This is a genomic window from Micromonospora sp. NPDC049257, from assembly GCF_040678915.1.
Lineage (GTDB): Bacteria > Actinomycetota > Actinomycetes > Mycobacteriales > Micromonosporaceae > Micromonospora > Micromonospora antibiotica.
Window position 1 is genome coordinate 240001 of record NZ_JBFAQU010000007.1, and the last position, 17791, is coordinate 257791.

13 protein-coding genes are annotated in these 17791 nt (G+C 73.4%); 3 read left to right on the forward strand and 10 right to left on the reverse strand.

The features are described 5' to 3' along the window. Positions 1 to 64: 64 nt before the first annotated feature. Positions 65 to 1096, reverse strand: a complete 1032-nt coding sequence (locus AB0K25_RS14230) for a 3-isopropylmalate dehydrogenase (protein WP_219468116.1) — start codon at positions 1094 to 1096, stop codon at positions 65 to 67. Positions 1097 to 1316: 220 nt separating this feature from the next. Here AB0K25_RS14230 and AB0K25_RS14235 point away from each other — a divergent pair, with 220 nt between their 5' ends. Further along, complete coding sequence (locus tag AB0K25_RS14235; protein WP_219468113.1) at positions 1317 to 2192, forward strand: FAD:protein FMN transferase; 876 nt, start codon at positions 1317 to 1319, stop codon at positions 2190 to 2192. Positions 2193 to 2548: 356 nt separating this feature from the next. Then, a complete protein-coding gene (locus AB0K25_RS14240; protein ID WP_219468109.1) occupies positions 2549 to 2905 on the forward strand; it encodes a hypothetical protein in 357 nt (118 codons plus the stop codon). 127 nt (positions 2906 to 3032) lie between these two features. Here AB0K25_RS14240 and serA read toward each other — a convergent pair whose 3' ends face one another. The 5 genes from serA to AB0K25_RS14265 form a co-directional block, all read right to left on the reverse strand. Further along, the gene (gene serA / locus AB0K25_RS14245) at positions 3033 to 4631 is read right to left on the reverse strand and encodes a phosphoglycerate dehydrogenase (protein ID WP_208567276.1); all 1599 of its coding nucleotides are present in this window, start codon (positions 4629 to 4631) and stop codon (positions 3033 to 3035) included. A gap of 781 nt (positions 4632 to 5412) precedes the next feature. Continuing rightward, the gene (gene ilvC / locus AB0K25_RS14250; protein ID WP_219468105.1) at positions 5413 to 6426 is read right to left on the reverse strand and encodes a ketol-acid reductoisomerase; all 1014 of its coding nucleotides are present in this window, start codon (positions 6424 to 6426) and stop codon (positions 5413 to 5415) included. A gap of 70 nt (positions 6427 to 6496) precedes the next feature. After that, a complete protein-coding gene (gene ilvN, locus AB0K25_RS14255; protein WP_208567278.1) occupies positions 6497 to 7012 on the reverse strand; it encodes an acetolactate synthase small subunit in 516 nt (171 codons plus the stop codon). Positions 7013 to 7078: 66 nt separating this feature from the next. Further along, a complete protein-coding gene (locus AB0K25_RS14260; RefSeq protein WP_219468102.1) occupies positions 7079 to 8965 on the reverse strand; it encodes an acetolactate synthase large subunit in 1887 nt (628 codons plus the stop codon). A 239-nt stretch (positions 8966 to 9204) separates the two neighbouring features. Next, positions 9205 to 11616: a bifunctional diguanylate cyclase/phosphodiesterase gene (locus AB0K25_RS14265; protein WP_357534646.1), complete on the reverse strand. Its 2412-nt coding sequence runs from the start codon at positions 11614 to 11616 to the stop codon at positions 9205 to 9207. A gap of 110 nt (positions 11617 to 11726) precedes the next feature. Between AB0K25_RS14265 and ilvD the strand changes: the two genes are divergently transcribed. Beyond that, positions 11727 to 13574: a dihydroxy-acid dehydratase gene (ilvD, locus tag AB0K25_RS14270; RefSeq protein WP_219468095.1), complete on the forward strand. Its 1848-nt coding sequence runs from the start codon at positions 11727 to 11729 to the stop codon at positions 13572 to 13574. 104 nt (positions 13575 to 13678) lie between these two features. Here the strand turns inward: ilvD and AB0K25_RS14275 are convergent, their stop codons facing one another. The 4 genes from AB0K25_RS14275 to AB0K25_RS14290 all read right to left on the reverse strand — a co-directional run bounded on the left by AB0K25_RS14275 (position 13679) and on the right by AB0K25_RS14290 (position 17625). Continuing rightward, a complete protein-coding gene (locus AB0K25_RS14275) occupies positions 13679 to 14233 on the reverse strand; it encodes a phosphoribosyltransferase (RefSeq protein WP_363820435.1) in 555 nt (184 codons plus the stop codon). Between the two features lie 178 nt (positions 14234 to 14411). Further along, positions 14412 to 15326, reverse strand: coding sequence for a DNA-processing protein DprA (locus AB0K25_RS14280; protein WP_363820437.1), 915 nt, complete (start codon positions 15324 to 15326; stop codon positions 14412 to 14414). Between the two features lie 119 nt (positions 15327 to 15445). Beyond that, positions 15446 to 17377, reverse strand: coding sequence for a hypothetical protein (locus AB0K25_RS14285; protein ID WP_363820440.1), 1932 nt, complete (start codon positions 17375 to 17377; stop codon positions 15446 to 15448). Then, the gene (locus tag AB0K25_RS14290) at positions 17374 to 17625 is read right to left on the reverse strand and encodes a hypothetical protein (protein ID WP_363820442.1); all 252 of its coding nucleotides are present in this window, start codon (positions 17623 to 17625) and stop codon (positions 17374 to 17376) included. Before AB0K25_RS14290 ends, AB0K25_RS14285 begins: the two co-directional genes overlap by 4 nt. Positions 17626 to 17791: the final 166 nt, after the last annotated feature.

The window sequence follows — 17791 nt, forward strand, 5'->3', positions numbered from 1 at the left end:
CGAGCTGCTGTCCAGAAACCTACCCCGAACGGTCGTTCAGTGGATAGGGCCGCTACCGGCGGGATCAGGCCACCGCGTGCGCGGCGAGCCGGTCCCCCACCTCGTCGGTCCGCAACGCCACACCCGGGGTCCGGGCGACCAGCTCGGCGGCGACCGCGTCGGTCACCCGGGCGGCGGCGTCGGCGTGACCCAACTGGTCGAGCAGGAGCGCGGCGGAGAGCACGGCGGCCACCGGGTCGGCGACCCCCTTGCCGGCGATGTCCGGCGCCGAGCCGTGCACCGGCTCGAACATCGACGGGTACGCCCCGGTGGGGTTGATGCAGCCACTGGCCGCCAGGCCGATCCCCCCGGTGACCGCGGCGGCGATATCGGTGAGGATGTCGCCGAACAGGTTGTCGGTGACCACCACGTCGTAGCGCTGGGGCTGGGTGACCAGGAACATGGCGGCCGCGTCGACGTGCTGGTACTCGGTGGCGACGTCGGGGTGCTCGGCGGCGACGGCCGCGAACGCCCGCGCCCACAGCGAGCCGGCGTGGGTCAGCACGTTGGTCTTGTGCACCAGGGTGACCTTGCGCCGCTCCCGGCGGGCGGCGCGGGCGAAGGCGTCCCGGATGACCCGTTCCACCCCGTGTCGGGTGTTCAGGCTCTCCTCCGTGGCCACCTCGGCCGGGGTGTCCCGGTGCAGGCTGCCGCCGGCACCGGCGTAGAGGCCCTCGGTGCCCTCCCGGACGACGACCAGGTCGACCTCACCCGGCTTGACGTTGACCAGCGGGCCGGGCACGCCGGGCCAGAGCCGGGACGGGCGCAGGTTGACGTACTGGTCGAAGGCGAAGCGGAGCTTCAGCAGCAGGCCGCGCTCCAGCACGCCCGGCGGCACGGTGGGGTCGCCCACCGCGCCGAGCAGGATGGCGTCGTGGCCGGCCAACTCGGTCAGCACCGAGTCGGGCAGCACCTCGCCCGTGCGGTGGTAGCGCGCCGCGCCGAGGTCGTACTGCGTCGCCTCGACCCCGGGGAGCACGGCGTCGAGGACCTTGAGGGCCTGCGCGACCACCTCGGGTCCGATCCCGTCCCCGGCCACCACCGCGATCCGTGCCACCTGCCGCTCCTCACCTCGTCCGCTGGGGTGAACGGTACGTCCCCGTCCCGGTTCCCGGTACGAGCCTTCCATTATCTGGGAGGGCGAAATGCTCAGCAGGCTCCCAGCCAGCATTCATGGTGCGGTCATCTCCACTGCCTAGGGTCGGTGCAGGACGGGTCGTGGGGCCCGGGACGGACCGGTCGCGACGCCGCGGCACCGTCGGTGAAGGAGCAGTGTGATGCGGACCGAGCAGCAGCGGGGGCCAGGCCGACTGGACGAGCAACCGCGCACCCGCTGGGTGGACCAGGCGACATTCTCCCGCCGCCGCCCCGACCTGCGCCTGGGCACCCGCAGCCACCGCCTCGACCGGGCCGGTGAAGCGTCCGGCGGCCGGATCGCCGTGCAGCACGCCGTCCGGACCGGCACCGCCGAATACTCGCTCCTGCTCAACGCCCCCGAGGACCTGGGCCGGCGGGTGGTCGGTGACGCGCTGCGCGACGCCGTCGCCGAGCTACGGGCCATCGACCTCACCTACGGGCCGAACCGGCCGGAGAGCCTGGTCTCCCGGCTGCGGCGCGGCGAGATCAGCCCCGAGTCGTACCCGCCGCTGACCGACCTGGTGGACCGCTGTGCGGCCATGCGGGCCGCCACCGACGGCTGGTTCGACGCCTGGGCCGTGCCCGGCGGCTTCGACCCCGGCGGCCTGCTCAACGGTTGGGCGGTGGAGCGGGCCGCGGCCCGGTTACGCGCCGCCGGCATCACCGACTACGCGGTGCTCTCCGGCGCCGACCTGACGGTACGCGGCCACGCCGCGCACGGCGGCCCGTGGCGGGTGGCGGTGCACCACCCGACCGACGGTCGACGGGCCCCGCTGGTGCTGGAGATGACGGCCGGCGCGGTGGGCACCTCCGGGGTGACCGGCCGGCAGGGGCACGTCGTCGACCCGCACACCGGTGAGTCGGCCCGGCAGTTGGTCGCCGCGACCGTCGTCGGGCCGGACCTCGCCGTCGCCGACGCCTACGCGACCGCGTTGTACGCGGCCGGGCCGGTGGGGCTGGCGTGGTTCCGCACCGACTCGGCATATCAGGCTCTCTTCGCCCACCGGCGCCGCTGAGCGGTGCCGCGGCGCGTCGGCCGACCTGTGGAGGGGGTCCATGGGGTGGCGCGGTCGACGGGCCGGCGATCGGCCCCCACGGTCTCGGCAACGACCGTGGGGGCCGGTCAGCGACGAGTGCGCGTGGCTCGCGCATTCGAGGGGTGCAGGCCGGCCGGCCGGACGTTCGGCCTCGTCACCCGAAGACGGGTCGACGTCCAACGCTGCCGGTGACCGCTCCGATACGCTAGCGAATCGACGCAACTCGACGCAAGAGTCTCCACAGCGGACCGTGTCCTCCGGACACTCGAACCACCTGCGGGAATCACGGCGGGTCAGTGTCGCCCGCAGGAGCGCGTGATGGCACGCTGTCCGCCGTGAGTTTCGATCTGAGCGTGTGGGCCCTCCACGACGGGGCCACGCCCGAGGACGTCCGGGCGGCGGTGCGGCGGTGCCGCGAAGGGCAGCACGGCGAGCGGTATCCGGACCCCCGGGTGGTGGGCTTCTACCGGGCCCTCACCGCGTCCTACCCCGACCGGCCCGCCCACCAGGGCACCCCGTGGGAGGTCTCGCCGTTGCACGCGGCGTCCGACCATGTGGCGTTGCACCTCGTCCCGACCTGCGACGACCAGGTGCTGCTCGACATCGAGCGGTTGGCCGGCGAGTACGACCTGATGCTCTTCGACCCGCAGGACGGCTCGGTCTACCCGCCACCCTCCCGCGTCACCCGCTGACCCGACGCCCGCTCCTGCCGCGACCCGGCGCACCCGCACCGGCTCGATCCCGCGCGGCAGTCCGTCGGGTGTGGACGGCGCAGGGCCCGGCCGGGTGGCCGGGCCCTGCGCCTGCGTGCGGGTGCGACTACTCGTCGCGCAGGTCCGCCGCGCTGGCGGCGGTCGCGCCGATCGAGTCGGCCGCGGAGGTGAGCAGGTCCGCGCCGAGCGCCTGGTCGACGGTGAGGGTCATCAGGGTCTCACCGCCGGCCTCCCGGCGGGCCACCTGCATCGCGGCGATGTTGATGCCGGCCTCACCGAGCAGCGTGCCGACGGTGCCGACCACGCCCGGCCGGTCGGCGTAGCGCAGGAAGAGCAGGATGCCCTCGGCGCCGATCTCCACGTCGAACCCGTCGACCTCGGTCAGCTTGAGGACGTCCCGGGCACCGGCGTGGGCGACCGTGCCGGAGACGCTGACCGTACGGCCGTCGGGCAGCGCACCCCGGATGGTGACCAGGTTCGGGTGGTCCGCCGTCTCGGCCTGGGTGACCAGGGCCACCTCGACGCCCCGCTCGGCGGCCAGGTGCGGCGCGTTGACGTAGGTGACCTGCTCCTCGACCACCGAGCTGAACAGCCCCTTGGTGGCGGCGAGCTTGAGCACCGACACGTCGTGGTTGACGATCTCGCCGCGCACCTCGACGGTGACGCTGGCGGCCACCCCGCCGGCCACGGCGGTGAACGCCCGGCCCAGCTTCTCGGCCAGCGGCAGCAGCGGCCGGACGTCCTCGGCGACGACGCCACCGGCCTGCACGTTCACCGCGTCCGGCACGAACTCGCCCTGCAACGCCAGCTTGACGCTCTTGGCCACGGCCAGGCCGGCCTTGTCCTGCGCCTCGTGGGTGGACGCGCCCAGGTGCGGGGTGGCCACCACGTTGTCGAAGGCGAACAGCGGGGACGAGGTGCACGGCTCCTTGGCGTACACGTCGACGCCGGCGCCGGCGACCCGACCTTCGGCGATCGCGTCGGCCAGCGCCTGCTCGTCGACCAGCCCGCCCCGGGCGGCGTTGACGATCCGGACGCCCGGCTTGACGATCGCCAGCTCCTTCTCGCCGATCAGGCCGACCGTCTCCGGGGTCTTGGGCAGGTGGATCGAGATGAAGTCGGCCTCCCGCAGCAGCTCCTCCAGCCCCACCAGGCGGACGCCGAGCTGGGCGGCGCGGGCCGGCTGGATGTAGGGGTCGTACGCGATCAGCCGGGTGCCGAAGGCGGCGATGCGGGACGCGAAGAGCACGCCGATGCGGCCGAGGCCGACCACGCCGACGGTCTTGCCCTGCAACTCGACGCCGGTGTACTTCGACCGCTTCCACTCGCCGGCCTTGAGCGCGGCGCTGGCGCTCGCGGTGTTACGTGCGACGGCGAGCAGCAACGCGACGGCCTGCTCGGCGGCGGAGACGATGTTGGAGGTGGGAGCGTTGACGACCATGACGCCCCGCGCGGTGGCGGCCGGAACCTCGACGTTGTCCAGCCCGACGCCGGCCCGGGCGACCACCTTCAGGCGCGGCGCGGCGGAGATCGCCTCGGCGTCGATCTGCGTGGCACTGCGCACGATCACCGCGTCGGCCTCGGCCAGCGCGGAGAGCAGGGCCGGGCGGTCGGTGCCGTCGACGTGGCGCACGTCGAAGTCGTGCGCGAGCACCTCGATGGCGGCGGGGGCGAGTTCTTCGGCGATCAGTACGACAGGATTCATCGGTCCTCGTAGACGTCGTATTTTAGGTCGGCCGGGGCGACCGGGCGCCGCGATGCGCCCTGCGCCGATCCGTGCCATGGCCGTCAGGTGCCGGTCACGCACCTCACCAAGGATCGTAGGGGGCACCCCGGTCGGCATGTCCCGGTCTGCGGGGTGAGGGCCCTCACACAGCGTTGTCGCACGCCTGTCATCCCCCGTTCATCCGGCCCGGAGCGCGTAATGCCGCCCGATTCGGCCCGATGAGGCGTCGCTCACCCCATCCCGCCAGGTGAACCCGGCACTACACACGGCGCACGGCGGCGCGGGCGACGTCACCCGGGCAGCACGCGTCGGTGGCGGGGTGGCAACGACGGTCGCGGCGGCAGCAACGACAGTGGTGGCGGCGGCGGCCACTCGACTCTGTTTACCCAGAAAGCGTTATGACTGGGCGGCATAAATATGCCACCCAGTCATAACGCTTCACTCGACAACATAGCCAGCCTGCGACACACCCGGCGGAGTCGACGGCCCCCAGCGGCCCCACCGCAAGTTCGACGCCGTCGAAGGCTCAGCCCACCGGAAACCCCGCACCGTCGGAGCCTCAGCCACGGCACCTCAGCCCACCGGCCGCTCAGCGCCGCTGGAGGCCCTGGCCGCACCGGCCGGATCGGCGACCGGGACGACCCCAGCCGGCCGGCCCGCCGGGGACGGCCAGAGACGGCCAGCGACACCCGGGACCACCCGGAGACCGCCCGGGGACCACCCGGAGACCGGACGATCCCCGGTGCGGGGCGGGTGCGGGTCAGGCGGTCTCGGTGAGCGGGCGGTCCACCCAGCTCATCATCGAACGCAGCTTCTGACCGGTCTCCTCGATCGGGTGCGCCGCGCCCTCGGCACGCCACTTGGCGAAGTTCGGCCGGCCGGCCTCGTCCTCGGCCACCCACTCGCGGGCGAACTCGCCGGACTGGATCTCGCCGAGGATCTTGCGCATCTCCTCCTTGACCCGGGAGTCGACGACACGCGGGCCCCGGGAGAGGTCGCCGTACTCGGCGGTGTCGGAGATGCTGTAGCGCATCCGGGCGATGCCGCCCTCGTACATGAGGTCGACGATGAGCTTCAGCTCGTGCAGGCACTCGAAGTAGGCCACCTCGGGGGCGTAGCCGGCCTCGGTGAGCACCTCGAAACCGGTCTGCACCAGGGCCGCCGCGCCGCCGCAGAGGACCGCCTGCTCGCCGAAGAGGTCGGTCTCGGTCTCCTCGGTGAAGGTGGTCTTGATGGCGCCGGCCCGGGTGCCGCCGATGCCCTTGGCGTACGCCAGGGCGAGCGGGAAGGCGTTGCCGCTGGCGTCCTGCTCGACGGCGACCAGGCAGGGCACGCCCTTGCCGTCGACGTACTGGCGGCGGACCAGGTGGCCGGGGCCCTTCGGGGCGACCATCGCCACGTCCACGTCGGCCGGCGGGGTGATCAGGCCGTAGCGGATGTTGAAGCCGTGACCGAAGAAGACGGCCTTGCCGGGGGCGAGGTTGGGGGCGATCGACTCGGCGTAGATGGACCGCTGGGCGGTGTCCGGCGCCAGAATCATGATCACGTCGGCCTCGGCCGACGCCTCGGCCGGGGTGAGCACCCGCAGGCCCTGCTCCTCGGCCTTGGGCCGGCTCTTGGAGCCCGCCGGCAGGCCGATCACCACGTCGACACCGGAGTCGCGCAGCGACAACGCGTGGGCGTGGCCCTGGCTGCCGTACCCGATCACGGCGACCTTGCGGCCCTGGATCAGGCCCAGGTCGGCGTCGTCGTCGTAGTACACCTCAACGCTCATTGACTTCCCTTTCGTACGGCGGTCTCGTCGGACCGTCGTGGACTGTGTGCGGTGGCGGGTGGGCGCGCGGTCAGGCCGCGCGCAACGAGGGGCCGGCGGTGATCGACCGCGAGCCGCGCCCGATCGCCACCGTGCCCGACTGGACCATCTCCTTGATCCCGAACGGCTCCAGGTCGCGCAGCAGCGCGTCGAGCTTGTCGGGGGTGCCGGTGGCCTCGACGGTGAGGGTGTCCGGTGCCACGTCGACCACCCGGGCCCGGAACAGGGCAACCGTCTCCAGCACCTGCGCGCGGGCCGCGCGGTCCGCGCGCACCTTGACCAGCAGCAGTTCCCGGGCCACCGAGACCTGCGGGTCCAACTCGACGATCTTGAGTACGTTGACCAGCTTGTTGAGCTGCTTGGTGACCTGCTCCAGCGGCGACGAGTCGGCGTTGACCACGATGGTGATCCGGGAGACGTCGGGGTTCTCGGTCTCACCGACGGCCAGGCTGTCGATGTTGAACCCGCGCCGGGAGAACAGGCCGGAGACCCGGGCCAGGACACCGGGCTTGTTCTCCACCAGCACGGACAGGGTGTGCAGGGTCATGCCGCCGTCTCGCTTCGCTCGGTCGGGCCGTGCCACCGCACGGTCCCGGGGATTCGGGCACTCATCTCAGATGTCGTCCTCGTCGAACGCCGGGCGGACACCCCGGGCGAACATGATCTCGTCGTTGCTGGTGCCGGCGGCGACCATCGGCCAGACCATCGCGTCCTTGCCGACCGTGAAGTCGATGACCACCGGGGCGTCGGTGATCGCCATCGCCGCCTCGATCGTCTTGTCGACGTCGGCGGCGTTCTCGCAGCGTAGGCCGATGCAGCCGAGCGCCTCGGCCAGCTTGACGAAATCCGGGATGCGGTGCTTGTGGGTGCCCAGCTCCGTGTTGGAGTAGCGCCCCTCGTAGAACAGGGTCTGCCACTGCCGGACCATGCCCAGGTTGCCGTTGTTGATCACGGCGATCTTGACCGGGATGCCCTCCAGGGCACAGGTGGCCAGCTCCTGGTTGGTCATCTGGAAGCAGCCGTCGCCGTCCACCGCCCAGACCACCGTGTCCGGCCGGCCGACCTTGGCGCCCATCGCCGCCGGGACGGCGTACCCCATGGTGCCGAGGCCGCCGGAGTTGAGCCAGGTGCCCGGCTTCTCGTACGAGATGAACTGGCTGGCCCACATCTGGTGCTGGCCGACCCCCGCCACGTAGATCGCGTCCGGACCGGCGATCTCGCCCAGCCGCTTGATCACGTACTGCGGGGACAGGGTGCCGTCGGCGGGCTCGTCGTAGCCCAGCGGGTAACGCTCGCGCAGGTCGTCGAGCTGGTGCCACCAGTCGCCGAGGTCGGTGCGGCGGCCGGCCTTCTGGTCGGTCGTCACCGCCGCGATCAGCTCCTCGATGACGTGCTTGGCGTCGCCCACGATCGGGACGTCGGCGTGCCGGTTCTTGCCGATCTCGGCCGGGTCGATGTCGGCGTGCACCACCGTCGCGTCCGGGGCGAACGAGTCGAGCTGGCCGGTCACCCGGTCGTCGAACCGGGCCCCCAGCGCCACGATCAGGTCGGCCTTCTGCAGGCCGTAGACCGCGGCGACGGTGCCGTGCATGCCGGGCATCCCCAGGTGCTGGCGGTGCGAGTCGGGGAACGCGCCCAACGCCATCAGCGTGGTCACCACCGGGATGCCGGTCAGCTCGGCGAGCTGGCGCAGCGCCTCGGTCGCGCCGGCCTTGAGCACCCCGCCGCCGACGTAGAGCACCGGCCGGCGGGCGCCGCTCATCAGCCGGGCCGCCTCGCGGATCTGCTTGCCGTGCGGGTGCAGGGTCGGCCGGTAACCGGGCAGGTCCAGCGTCGGCGGCCAGGAGAAGGTCGTCGCCGCCTGGAGGACGTCCTTGGGGATGTCCACCAGCACCGGCCCCGGACGCCCGGTGGCGGCCAGGTGGAACGCCTCGGCGAGGACCTGCGGGATCTCCTCGGCGGTCTGCACCAGGAAGTTGTGCTTGGTGATCGGCAGGGTGATGCCCTGGATGTCCGCCTCCTGGAAGGCGTCGGTGCCGATCGACGGCCGGGCCACCTGGCCGGTGATCGCGACGATCGGGACGGAGTCCATGTAGGCGTCGGCGATCGGGGTGACCAGGTTCGTCGCGCCCGGCCCGGAGGTGGCGATGCAGACGCCGACCCGGCCGGTGGCCTGCGCGTAGCCGGTGGCGGCGTGCCCGGCGCCCTGCTCGTGCCGGACCAGGATGTGCCGCACCGACGAGTCGTAGAGCGGGTCGTAGGCGGGCAGGATCGCGCCGCCGGGGATGCCGAAGACGACGTCGACGCCGAGGGCCTCCAGCGACCGCACCAGTGAACCGGCGCCGGAGACCGGGACCGGCCCGGACGGCCGTACGGCCGGGGTGGCCGCGGCGGCGGTGCCTCGCGGCGTGGTGGTGGGGTCGGCGTCGCCGGCCGGCTCGGTGACGGTGCGGGCCCGCCGGGCGGAGTGGGCGAGGGTCTCTGGCGTGGGTCTCGTCATGGCGGTTCAGGCCTTCGGCTGGAGTTGGGTGGAGCTGCTACGGCAGGTGCGACAGGGGCGACTACGCGCCCCGGTGGTTCCGACGGCAATAAAAACGGCCCTCGTGCAGATGCACGGGGCCAGCGCACTCTCGACAGCAGGAGAGTGCGCTCAGGTAAGTACTCGCAGCGACCGGTTCGACGACATGGGCCAAGCCTGACGCATCTCACGCGATGAGTCAACTGATCCCACATGTTGGTTCACGAACGGGGGACGCCGTCCCCGGTGGGGGTCTCGTCAACCGGCCCGGCCTGCGCGGACTCCTCGTACGCGGGGCGTGGTGCGGGCACCGGCGGCGTCGCCGGTGGGTGGGATCGCAGCCGGGGCAGCAGCGGCGAGGGGGTGGGTCGACGCGGGGCGGGCGGCGGGGCCGGCGGGGCCGACGCGGGGCGGGCCCCCGGCGAGGTGGCCGCCTCCAGCATCGCCTCCAGGTGCTCGGCCGGCACCCCCCAGCCGAAGAGCGCCCCCTGGCCGAACCGGCACCCGGCGGCGACCACTGCGGCCAGCTCCGTCGGGGTGGTGACCCCCTCGGCGATCACCTCCATGCCCAGCTGGTGCCCCAGCCGCATGACGATGTCGACCATCGGGGCGAAGGCCGGCCCGTCCCGCCCCACCGGACGGACCGGCTCGTGTTCGGCGACCAGACTGTGGTCGATCTTGAGGATGTCGATCGGCAACCGGCGTAGCTGCCCCAGCGACGAGTAGCCCGCCCCGAAGTCGTCCAGCGCGATGCGTACCCCGGTCAGCCGCAGCGCGGTCAGCCGACGGATCAGCTCGTCGAGGTCGGTGGCGACGGCGTGCTCGGTGACCTCCAGCACCAGTCGCTGCGGCGGTACGTGGTGGGCGCGCAGCGCCTCGGCGACCTGCACCACGTACTCCGGGGCGTGCAGCTCGCGCGGGGAGACGTTGACCGAGACCCAGACGTCGTGGCCGTCGGCGAGCCACCGGGACAGCTGCCAGCACGCCTGGTGCAGCACCCAGGCTCCCAGCTTGGCGATCATCCCGCACTCCTCGGCCAGCGGGATGAACTCGTCCGGCCGGATGTTGCCCAGCTCGGGGTGGTGCCAGCGCAGCAGGGCCTCGGCGCCCACCGGCCGGACCGAGGGCAGCGAGGCCACCGGCTGGAAGGCCAGCCGCAACTCGTCGCGCTCGATCGCGCCGCGCATCTCGTGCTCCAGCCGGGTTCGCCGGGTCAGCAGCCGGTCGTAGCTGCCGTCGTAGCGCTCGATGCGGTTCTTGCCGCGTTGCTTGGCGTAGCGCAGGGCCAGGTCGGCGTGGCGCAGCAGGCCGACCACGTCCGGGTCGCCGCCCTGGCCGGCCACCCCGATGCTGACCGAGAGGAAGACCGCCCCGCCCGCCTGGTCGTACGGCCGGCCGAGGACCCCCAGCAACCGCTCGGCCACCACGTCCGCGTCGGCCGGGCGGCCCCGCATCAGCACCGCGAACTCGTCCCCACCGAGCCGGGCGGCCAGGTCACCGGGGCGCAGGTTGCTCCGCAGCCGCCGCCCCACCTCGGCGAGCACCATGTCGCCGACGTCGTGGCCGCGCATGTCGTTGACGTTCTTGAAACCGTCCAGGTCGAGCCCGAGCAGCACGCAGTCGCCCCCCTCGGCGGCGCAGCGCTGCATCTCCCGCAGCAGGCCACGCCGGTTGGCGAGGGTGGTCAGTGGGTCGGTGTGGGCCAGTTCACGAAAATGCGCCTCCCGTTCGGCCAGCCGGCCGGCATAGCGGCGCACGTCGTTGAGGGTGAGGTACTGCCGGGTGACCAGCGCGAACCCCTCCAGGCTGCCGGCGACGATGCCCAGCGCGTCGAACCGGCCCCCCTGCATCAGGTGGTACATCGCCGAGCCGGCCATCGCGACCATCGGGATGAAGGCGTACTCCCCGTCGCGGCGGATCAGGTCGATGTCGACCTGGCCGGGGGCGTCGACCCGGTGCACGGCGAACGCCCCGGCGAGCAGGCCCACGGCGAGCAGCGCCATCCCGGTCACCGCCATCGCCGAGCCGCCCTGGCAGACCCCGGCGGCCACCACGAGACCACCGGTGGCGGTCGCGGTGATGCCGGTGCCGAGCACGGCCAGGCGGGTCCGGGGGCCGTCGGCGCGGGCCACCACCATGCCGGTGAGGCCGGCGGTGATCGCCGCGGTCACCGAGGCGAGCAGGATCGCCGGGCAGGCGCTCGGCGTTGCCGGCCCGAGCAGGCGGGTCGGCTCCGACAGGAGCACCCAGCCGACGAACCAGATCGAGGTGGCCACGACCAGCCCGTCGAGCAGCAGCCGGGCGGCGGCGGCCCGGGCCACCATCGCGCCGGGCAGCCGGAGCAGCCCGGCGCAGAACGCCAGCCCGGTCAGCGCGGTGCCGCCGGCGATCACCGACGCCCAGCCCGGGTGCCGCCCGCGCTGGTGCGCCCCGTGCTCGGTCGCGCCGAGCAGCGCGACGCCGCCGGCGACCAGGGTGGCCAGGGCGACGGCGGCGGCCAGGGCGAACAGCAGGTGGGCCTGGCGGTGCGGCCCGCCGCGACGCCGGGCCGAATCGGCCAGCAGTGCGGTGGCGGCGGCGGCCAGCAGGCCACTCAACACCGCCACGGCGACCATGCCCGGGGGTAAACGCACGACCACAACTGTGCCGGATCGGCGTCGGCCACGGGGTACCGGGTGTGCAACTGTTGGGACACGGCGCGCGCGGTGGTTGCCGCCCGCCGGACGGTGCAAGACTGGTACCCATGCCTGAGCTGCGGTCGAGGACCTCCACCCACGGTCGGACGATGGCCGGCGCCCGGGCCCTCTGGCGGGCCACCGGGATGACCGACGACGACTTCGGTAAGCCGATCGTCGCCATCGCGAACAGTTTCACCCAGTTCGTCCCCGGCCACGTACACCTCAAGGACATGGGTGGCCTGGTCGCGGACGCGGTGGCCGAGGCCGGCGGGGTGGGGCGCGAGTTCAACACCATCGCCGTGGACGACGGCATCGCCATGGGCCACGGCGGGATGCTCTACTCGCTGCCCAGCCGGGAGCTGATCGCCGACGCGGTCGAATACATGGTCAACGCGCACTGCGCCGACGCCCTGGTCTGCATCTCCAACTGCGACAAGATCACCCCGGGGATGCTGCTGGCCGCGCTGCGGCTCAACATCCCGACGGTCTTCGTCTCCGGCGGCCCGATGGAAGCCGGCAAGACGGTCGCGATCGAGGGCGTGGTGCACTCCAAGATCGACCTGATCGACGCCATGATCGCCTCCTCCAACGAGGCCGTCACCGACGACCAGCTCGGCGAGATCGAGCGCTCCGCCTGCCCGACCTGCGGCTCCTGCTCCGGCATGTTCACCGCCAACTCGATGAACTGCCTCACCGAGGCGATCGGCCTGGCCCTGCCCGGCAACGGCTCGACGCTGGCCACCCACGCCGCACGCCGGTCGCTCTTCGTCGAGGCCGGCCGCACCGTCGTCGACATCGCCAAGCGGTGGTACGACCACGACGACGCCTCCGTGCTGCCCCGCAACGTCGCCAACCGCAAGGCGTTCGACAACGCGGTCGCCCTCGACGTGGCGATGGGCGGATCGACCAACACGATCCTGCACCTGCTCGCCGCCGCCCGTGAGGCCGAACTCGACTTCACCGTCGCCGACATCGACGCCGTCTCCCGCCGGGTGCCCTGCCTGGCCAAGGTCGCCCCGAACTCGCCGAACTACCACATGGAGGACGTGCACCGGGCGGGCGGCATCCCGGCCATCCTCGGTGAGCTGGACCGCGCCGGCCTGCTGCACCGCGACGTGCACGCCGTGCACTCCCCCTCGCTGGCCCAGTGGCTCACCGACTGGGACGTCCGGAGCGGCTCCCCCACCCCGGAGGCGGTCGAGCTGTTCCACGCCGCGCCCGGCGGGGTGCGCACCGTCGAGCCGTTCTCCACCACCAACCGCTGGTCCACCCTGGACACCGACGCCGCGCAGGGGTGCGTGCGGGACCGGGCGCACGCCTACAGCGCCGACGGTGGGCTGGCCATCCTGCACGGCAACCTCGCGCCCGACGGCTGCGTGGTCAAGACCGCCGGGGTGCCCGACGAGTGCCTGACCTTCCGGGGCCCGGCCAAGGTCTACGAGTCGCAGGACGACGCGGTCGCGGCGATCCTCGCCAAGGAGATCGTCGCCGGGGACGTCGTGGTGATCCGCTACGAGGGCCCCAAGGGCGGGCCCGGCATGCAGGAGATGCTCTACCCCACCTCGTTCCTCAAGGGGCGCGGGCTGGGCCGGTCGTGTGCGCTGCTCACCGACGGCCGGTTCTCCGGCGGCACCTCCGGGCTGTCCATCGGGCACGCCTCCCCCGAGGCGGCCTCCGGTGGGCTGATCGCGCTTGTCGAGCCCGGCGACGAGATCGTCATCGACATCCCGGCCCGGTCGATCGCGCTGAACGTGCCTGACGACGTGCTGGAGGCCCGCCGGGTGGCGCAGGAGAAGCGGGACCGGCCCTACACCACGCTCGACCGGCAACGCCCGGTGTCCGCCGCCCTGCGCGCGTACGCCTCGATGGCGACCTCGGCCAGCGACGGCGCGTACCGCCGCGTCCCGGAGTGACCGGCCGGGCGGGATGATCGTCGGGCTGAGTTGATTGACTGCACGTCGGCGGTGTAGCGGTATCCCCACCCGGGAACACCGCTACACCGCTCTCAAAGAGTCGATCAACCGCCGATCGCGCACACCGTTAGGTCGAAGACCGGCTCCTCGATGGCCCTGAGCAGGGGCCGGGACGCTGCGTGTTCGGGATTGACGTGCCGGCCGAGCACCACGACACCCACCGACGAGGCACCGGCAATCTTCAGCGCATGTGCGAGCGACTGCGCCCGGGAACCAGTCGTCCAGGTGTCGTCGAGGACCAGGGGTCGAACGGGACCTACGAGGTGGGGAAGACGGACCGTGAACCAGTCGCGCTGGAACCGCCGGACGTCGGGGCCGTAGCGGGGATTCGGCACGGCGGCCAGCCAGGGCAGTCCCAGCCGATCGCCGACCAGCTGCTGAAGAGGGTGTGGACCCGACTTTCCCCGGGTGCTGGGCACGGCGACGACGTGGGTCGGCGCACCGCCCATCCCGGCGGACGCACAGTCGAGATGATCCCTCAGGAACAGCAGCAGCAGTGCCAGCAGGTTCCACCTGGCCTGTGCGGAGGCCGGGGTGGACTTGTACGACCGTAGGTGGTGATGGTGTTGGCCGCTGCGCGGGGAGTACGAAATCGGCACGACCACATCTGCGAGCAGCCCGCCGGACTCCGTCTGCTGCTCCTGGCATGGGTAGCAGTACGCGTAGCCGGCGCTGCGAACCCCTCGGCAGGTCGGGCAGATCAGTTCCCCGGCGGCCAGTGGGTTGCGCAGAAAGTTCCGCTGGGTCTCGACGTACCCCCGGATCCTGGCCCAGGGGTCAGAGGCTGGCGAGCTCAGGAAAGCCCTCCAGCTCGGGGGCGGTCGGCACCCGGTCGAGGATGGCGTCCACCGCCTCTATCAGCTCCACCGTGCCGTGTGCGACGTGGACCCCGGGCCGGGCGGCGAACGAGCGCGCCCAGTCGTGTCGCAGCACCTGACCGGTGAGCACCACCGGACGGCCGTGCTGGAGAGCCAGCCGCGCCTGGATGCGGGCTCCGCTGTGCTCGCCCGCCTCGACAACGACGGTCGCGGCGGCGTAGCCGCTCATCACGGCGTTGCGCATCGGGAAGCTCTGCCTCGTCGGGGCGGCGTCTGGCCAGAACTGGCTGATCACCAGGCCCACCTCGGCGATGTGCTCCTGGAGCGACCGGTTCGCGGCGGGATAGTGGCGGCGGATGCCGGTGCCGATGACCGCGACCGTGCGCCCGCCCGCTGCGAGCGCCGCCTCGTGCGCCGCCGTGTCGATCCCCTTCGCCAGGCCGCTGACCACGGTGACGCCCCGCCGGGCCAGCGAGGTGGCCACCGATTCGGCGACCTCCAGGCCCCGGCGACTGGCTTCCCGGCTGCCGACCACCGCGATCGCACGTGGGTCGGGCCGCAGTGCTCCCCGGGCGAACAACAGCGGCGGCATCTCCCGGATGTCGCGGAGCTGAGCGGGGTAGTCCTCGTCGAAGAAGGCGCGGACGGTGCTGCCCTCAGCCTGCCAGGACATCAGGTCTCCCGCCGCCGACTCGATGAGCGAGTCGACCGTGCGGGTGTCGGGAAACAGCGTGTCCGCCCTGCCCACCACCCGCGCGAGCACGCCGAGCGCGGTTCCGGTTTCCTGGACCTCGTGGGCGGCGTCCGCCCAGCTCAGGTCGGGCTGACGCAGCAGCGCGACCAGCGCCGCCCGCTCCACCGTCGCCCGGTCCATGGGCCTGATCCTAGGGGCCTTCACCGGGCCGGCGGCCTGCTGGGCAGGCAGCGGCGCGGCGGCGGCCCGGTCGGCTCCGACTCCCTCCGGCACGCGTCGAACATATGTTCCCCGGCAGGTCACGTCAATCGGGGAACGCGCAGGTCGTCGTCCTCGGCGATCAGGCAGGGGCCGTCGTCGTCATGACCATGGACGGTGCGGCCGGCCCGGGTGAAGCGGACGCTGAGCGGGCGGCCGTGATGCCGGGCGGCCAGCCGCCGCAGCCCCGGCACCGGGTCGGGCGGCAGTGGGCGGGACGTTGACCGGGGCACCGGGACCGGCGTCCGGGGGTCGGCCGGCACGGTCTGCGGGAGGGTGACGTCGAGACACTCCACACAGTGCGCCACGGCCGCCGCGAGGCTGGGGCGGTCGGGCAGGTCGTCGGGGCGTACCGGGGTGGCCGGTGGGCGCAGGTCGACCGACCAGAGCACCCCGTGCGTCCGCAGCGGCGCGACCGGGTGCCGTCGCAGGTCCAGCACGTTCACGAGCAGGGCCAGGTCCAGACCGTAGGCGAGCCGGAGCAGTTCGGCCAGCGGCGGCGCTTCGGGGCGTACGGCGGTGACCAGCAGTCGCGCGGCGGGCAGCGCCGGGCCGACGGCGGCCACCTGCTCCCCCACCGGGTCCGCGCCGGCCCAGGGCAGGGCGACGTAGCCGTCGCGCACGTCCGGCGGGAGGGCGTGGCCTCCGTCGGCCTCGGCGAGATCCTCCGGGCGTACGCCGAACACGGTCGCCCAGGCACCCAGCCGGTAGCGGTCGGGGAGCCGGACCACCGACCGGCCGCCCGGTCTCACGCTGGCCGTCGACACGGGTTCCGGTGTGCCGGCCCGCCACGCGAGGTGGACCACCCGGCACCGTAGGTCGGTCAGGGTGATCAGGGCGGCCCGGTGCACCCGGCCGGTGCCGGCGCAGGTGGCGCAGGGCAGCACCGATGCCACCGGGCGGCGGGCGGGGCGGCAGGTCGGGCAGGGCCGCGACGGCACCGGCTCGCCGAGCCACGGCGGGTCCGGTGGTTCGGCGGCCCGGTGCAGCGGCGTCCCACCACGGTGCGCGCCGTCGGGCCGACGCGGCCGGTCGCTGCTCACGCCGTCGGGCCGGGGCGTCGTGCCACGGCCCGGGCCGTCGGGCTGCTGCGGCCGGTCGCGGCGCAGGCCGGTGGGCCTGCCGACCGGGTCGTCGTGCGCCGGGGCGTCGGGGCGCAGGGCGGTGTGCCACCAGCGGCCGTCCCGCCACACGGCCTGCGCGCCGGGCGGCCGGCCGCCGCCCACCCGGCCGGCGCAGTCGGCGCGCACCCGTCGGGCGACCCGCGCCACGCTGATGGTCGCCGCCGGGGCCGACGCCCGCAGCGGGTCGGGGCGGAGCAGCCGCGCGGGGGCGTGCCGGCCGCGCTCGCCGAGCCCGGTCAGCGCGTCGGCCACGTCGGTGCCGACCAGGGCTGCCGCCAGGTCGGCGTAGCCCGGCTCCGACGGCAGGCCGCGCACCGGGGAGCCGGGCATCTCGTAGCGGACGGCCCAGCGCAGGGTGTCGCCGTGCCGGCGGGCCTCCACGACCAGGTCGAGCAGGAGCAGGTCGGCCAGCGCGCAGAGCCGGACCAGCCGCTGTGCCGGGTCGACCGGGGGCGGGGCGGTCGACCGGCCCACCCACACCCGCCACGCCGGCCGGGCCGCCCCGGCGAGGGCCCGCGCCGCCCACTCCTGCCGCTCGGCCGCCGGCAGGTCGGGCCGCCAGCCCGTCGGCACCGGTACGACCACCGGGTCCACGGTGACGGCGACGCCGGCTTCGGCGGCCAGTTCGCGTACCCGGGGAGTCAGGTCGACCACCCAGCCACCCGCCGGCTGCGGACGGGGTTCGAGGGTGCCCGGCAGCACCTCGCGGGATGCGACCGCGCCGGTGTCGAGGTTGGCCACGGTCAGCACGAGTTGGGCCCGCCGTAGGCCCCGCCGCGCGCACCGGTGGCAGCCGGCCGGGATGGTGCCGTCGCAGTCCGGGCAGGCGACGGTGGGTGCGCCGGTCACCGGGGCGGCCGGGCCGTGCAGGGCCCGTCGTGGTCGACGCGGCGCACGCAGCGTGGCCCGCCGGGCAGCGGCAGGTCACAGAAGACCCGATGGCGTACGCACTGCTCGTCCTCGGCGGAGACGGTCGCCTCACCGGCGTCCACCTGGGACAGGAACGTCACCGAACGGGCCAGCGCTGCCGCGAACCGGTGGGCGGCGGGCAGGTCTGCGGCGGTGAACGGCAGGTGCGCCACCCAGCGCCCGCTCACCGGCGGGTCGCCGGGTGGGTGCCGGCGGGGCGGACCTGATGGGGAATCGCGCACACGGCGCACCTCCTCGACGACCATTCGATACGGCAATTAGCAAACCGTGGAAATTCCACGACCATCGCCTTTGACATCGTCATCTTGTAGGGTCGGAAGCGCTATCTCAATG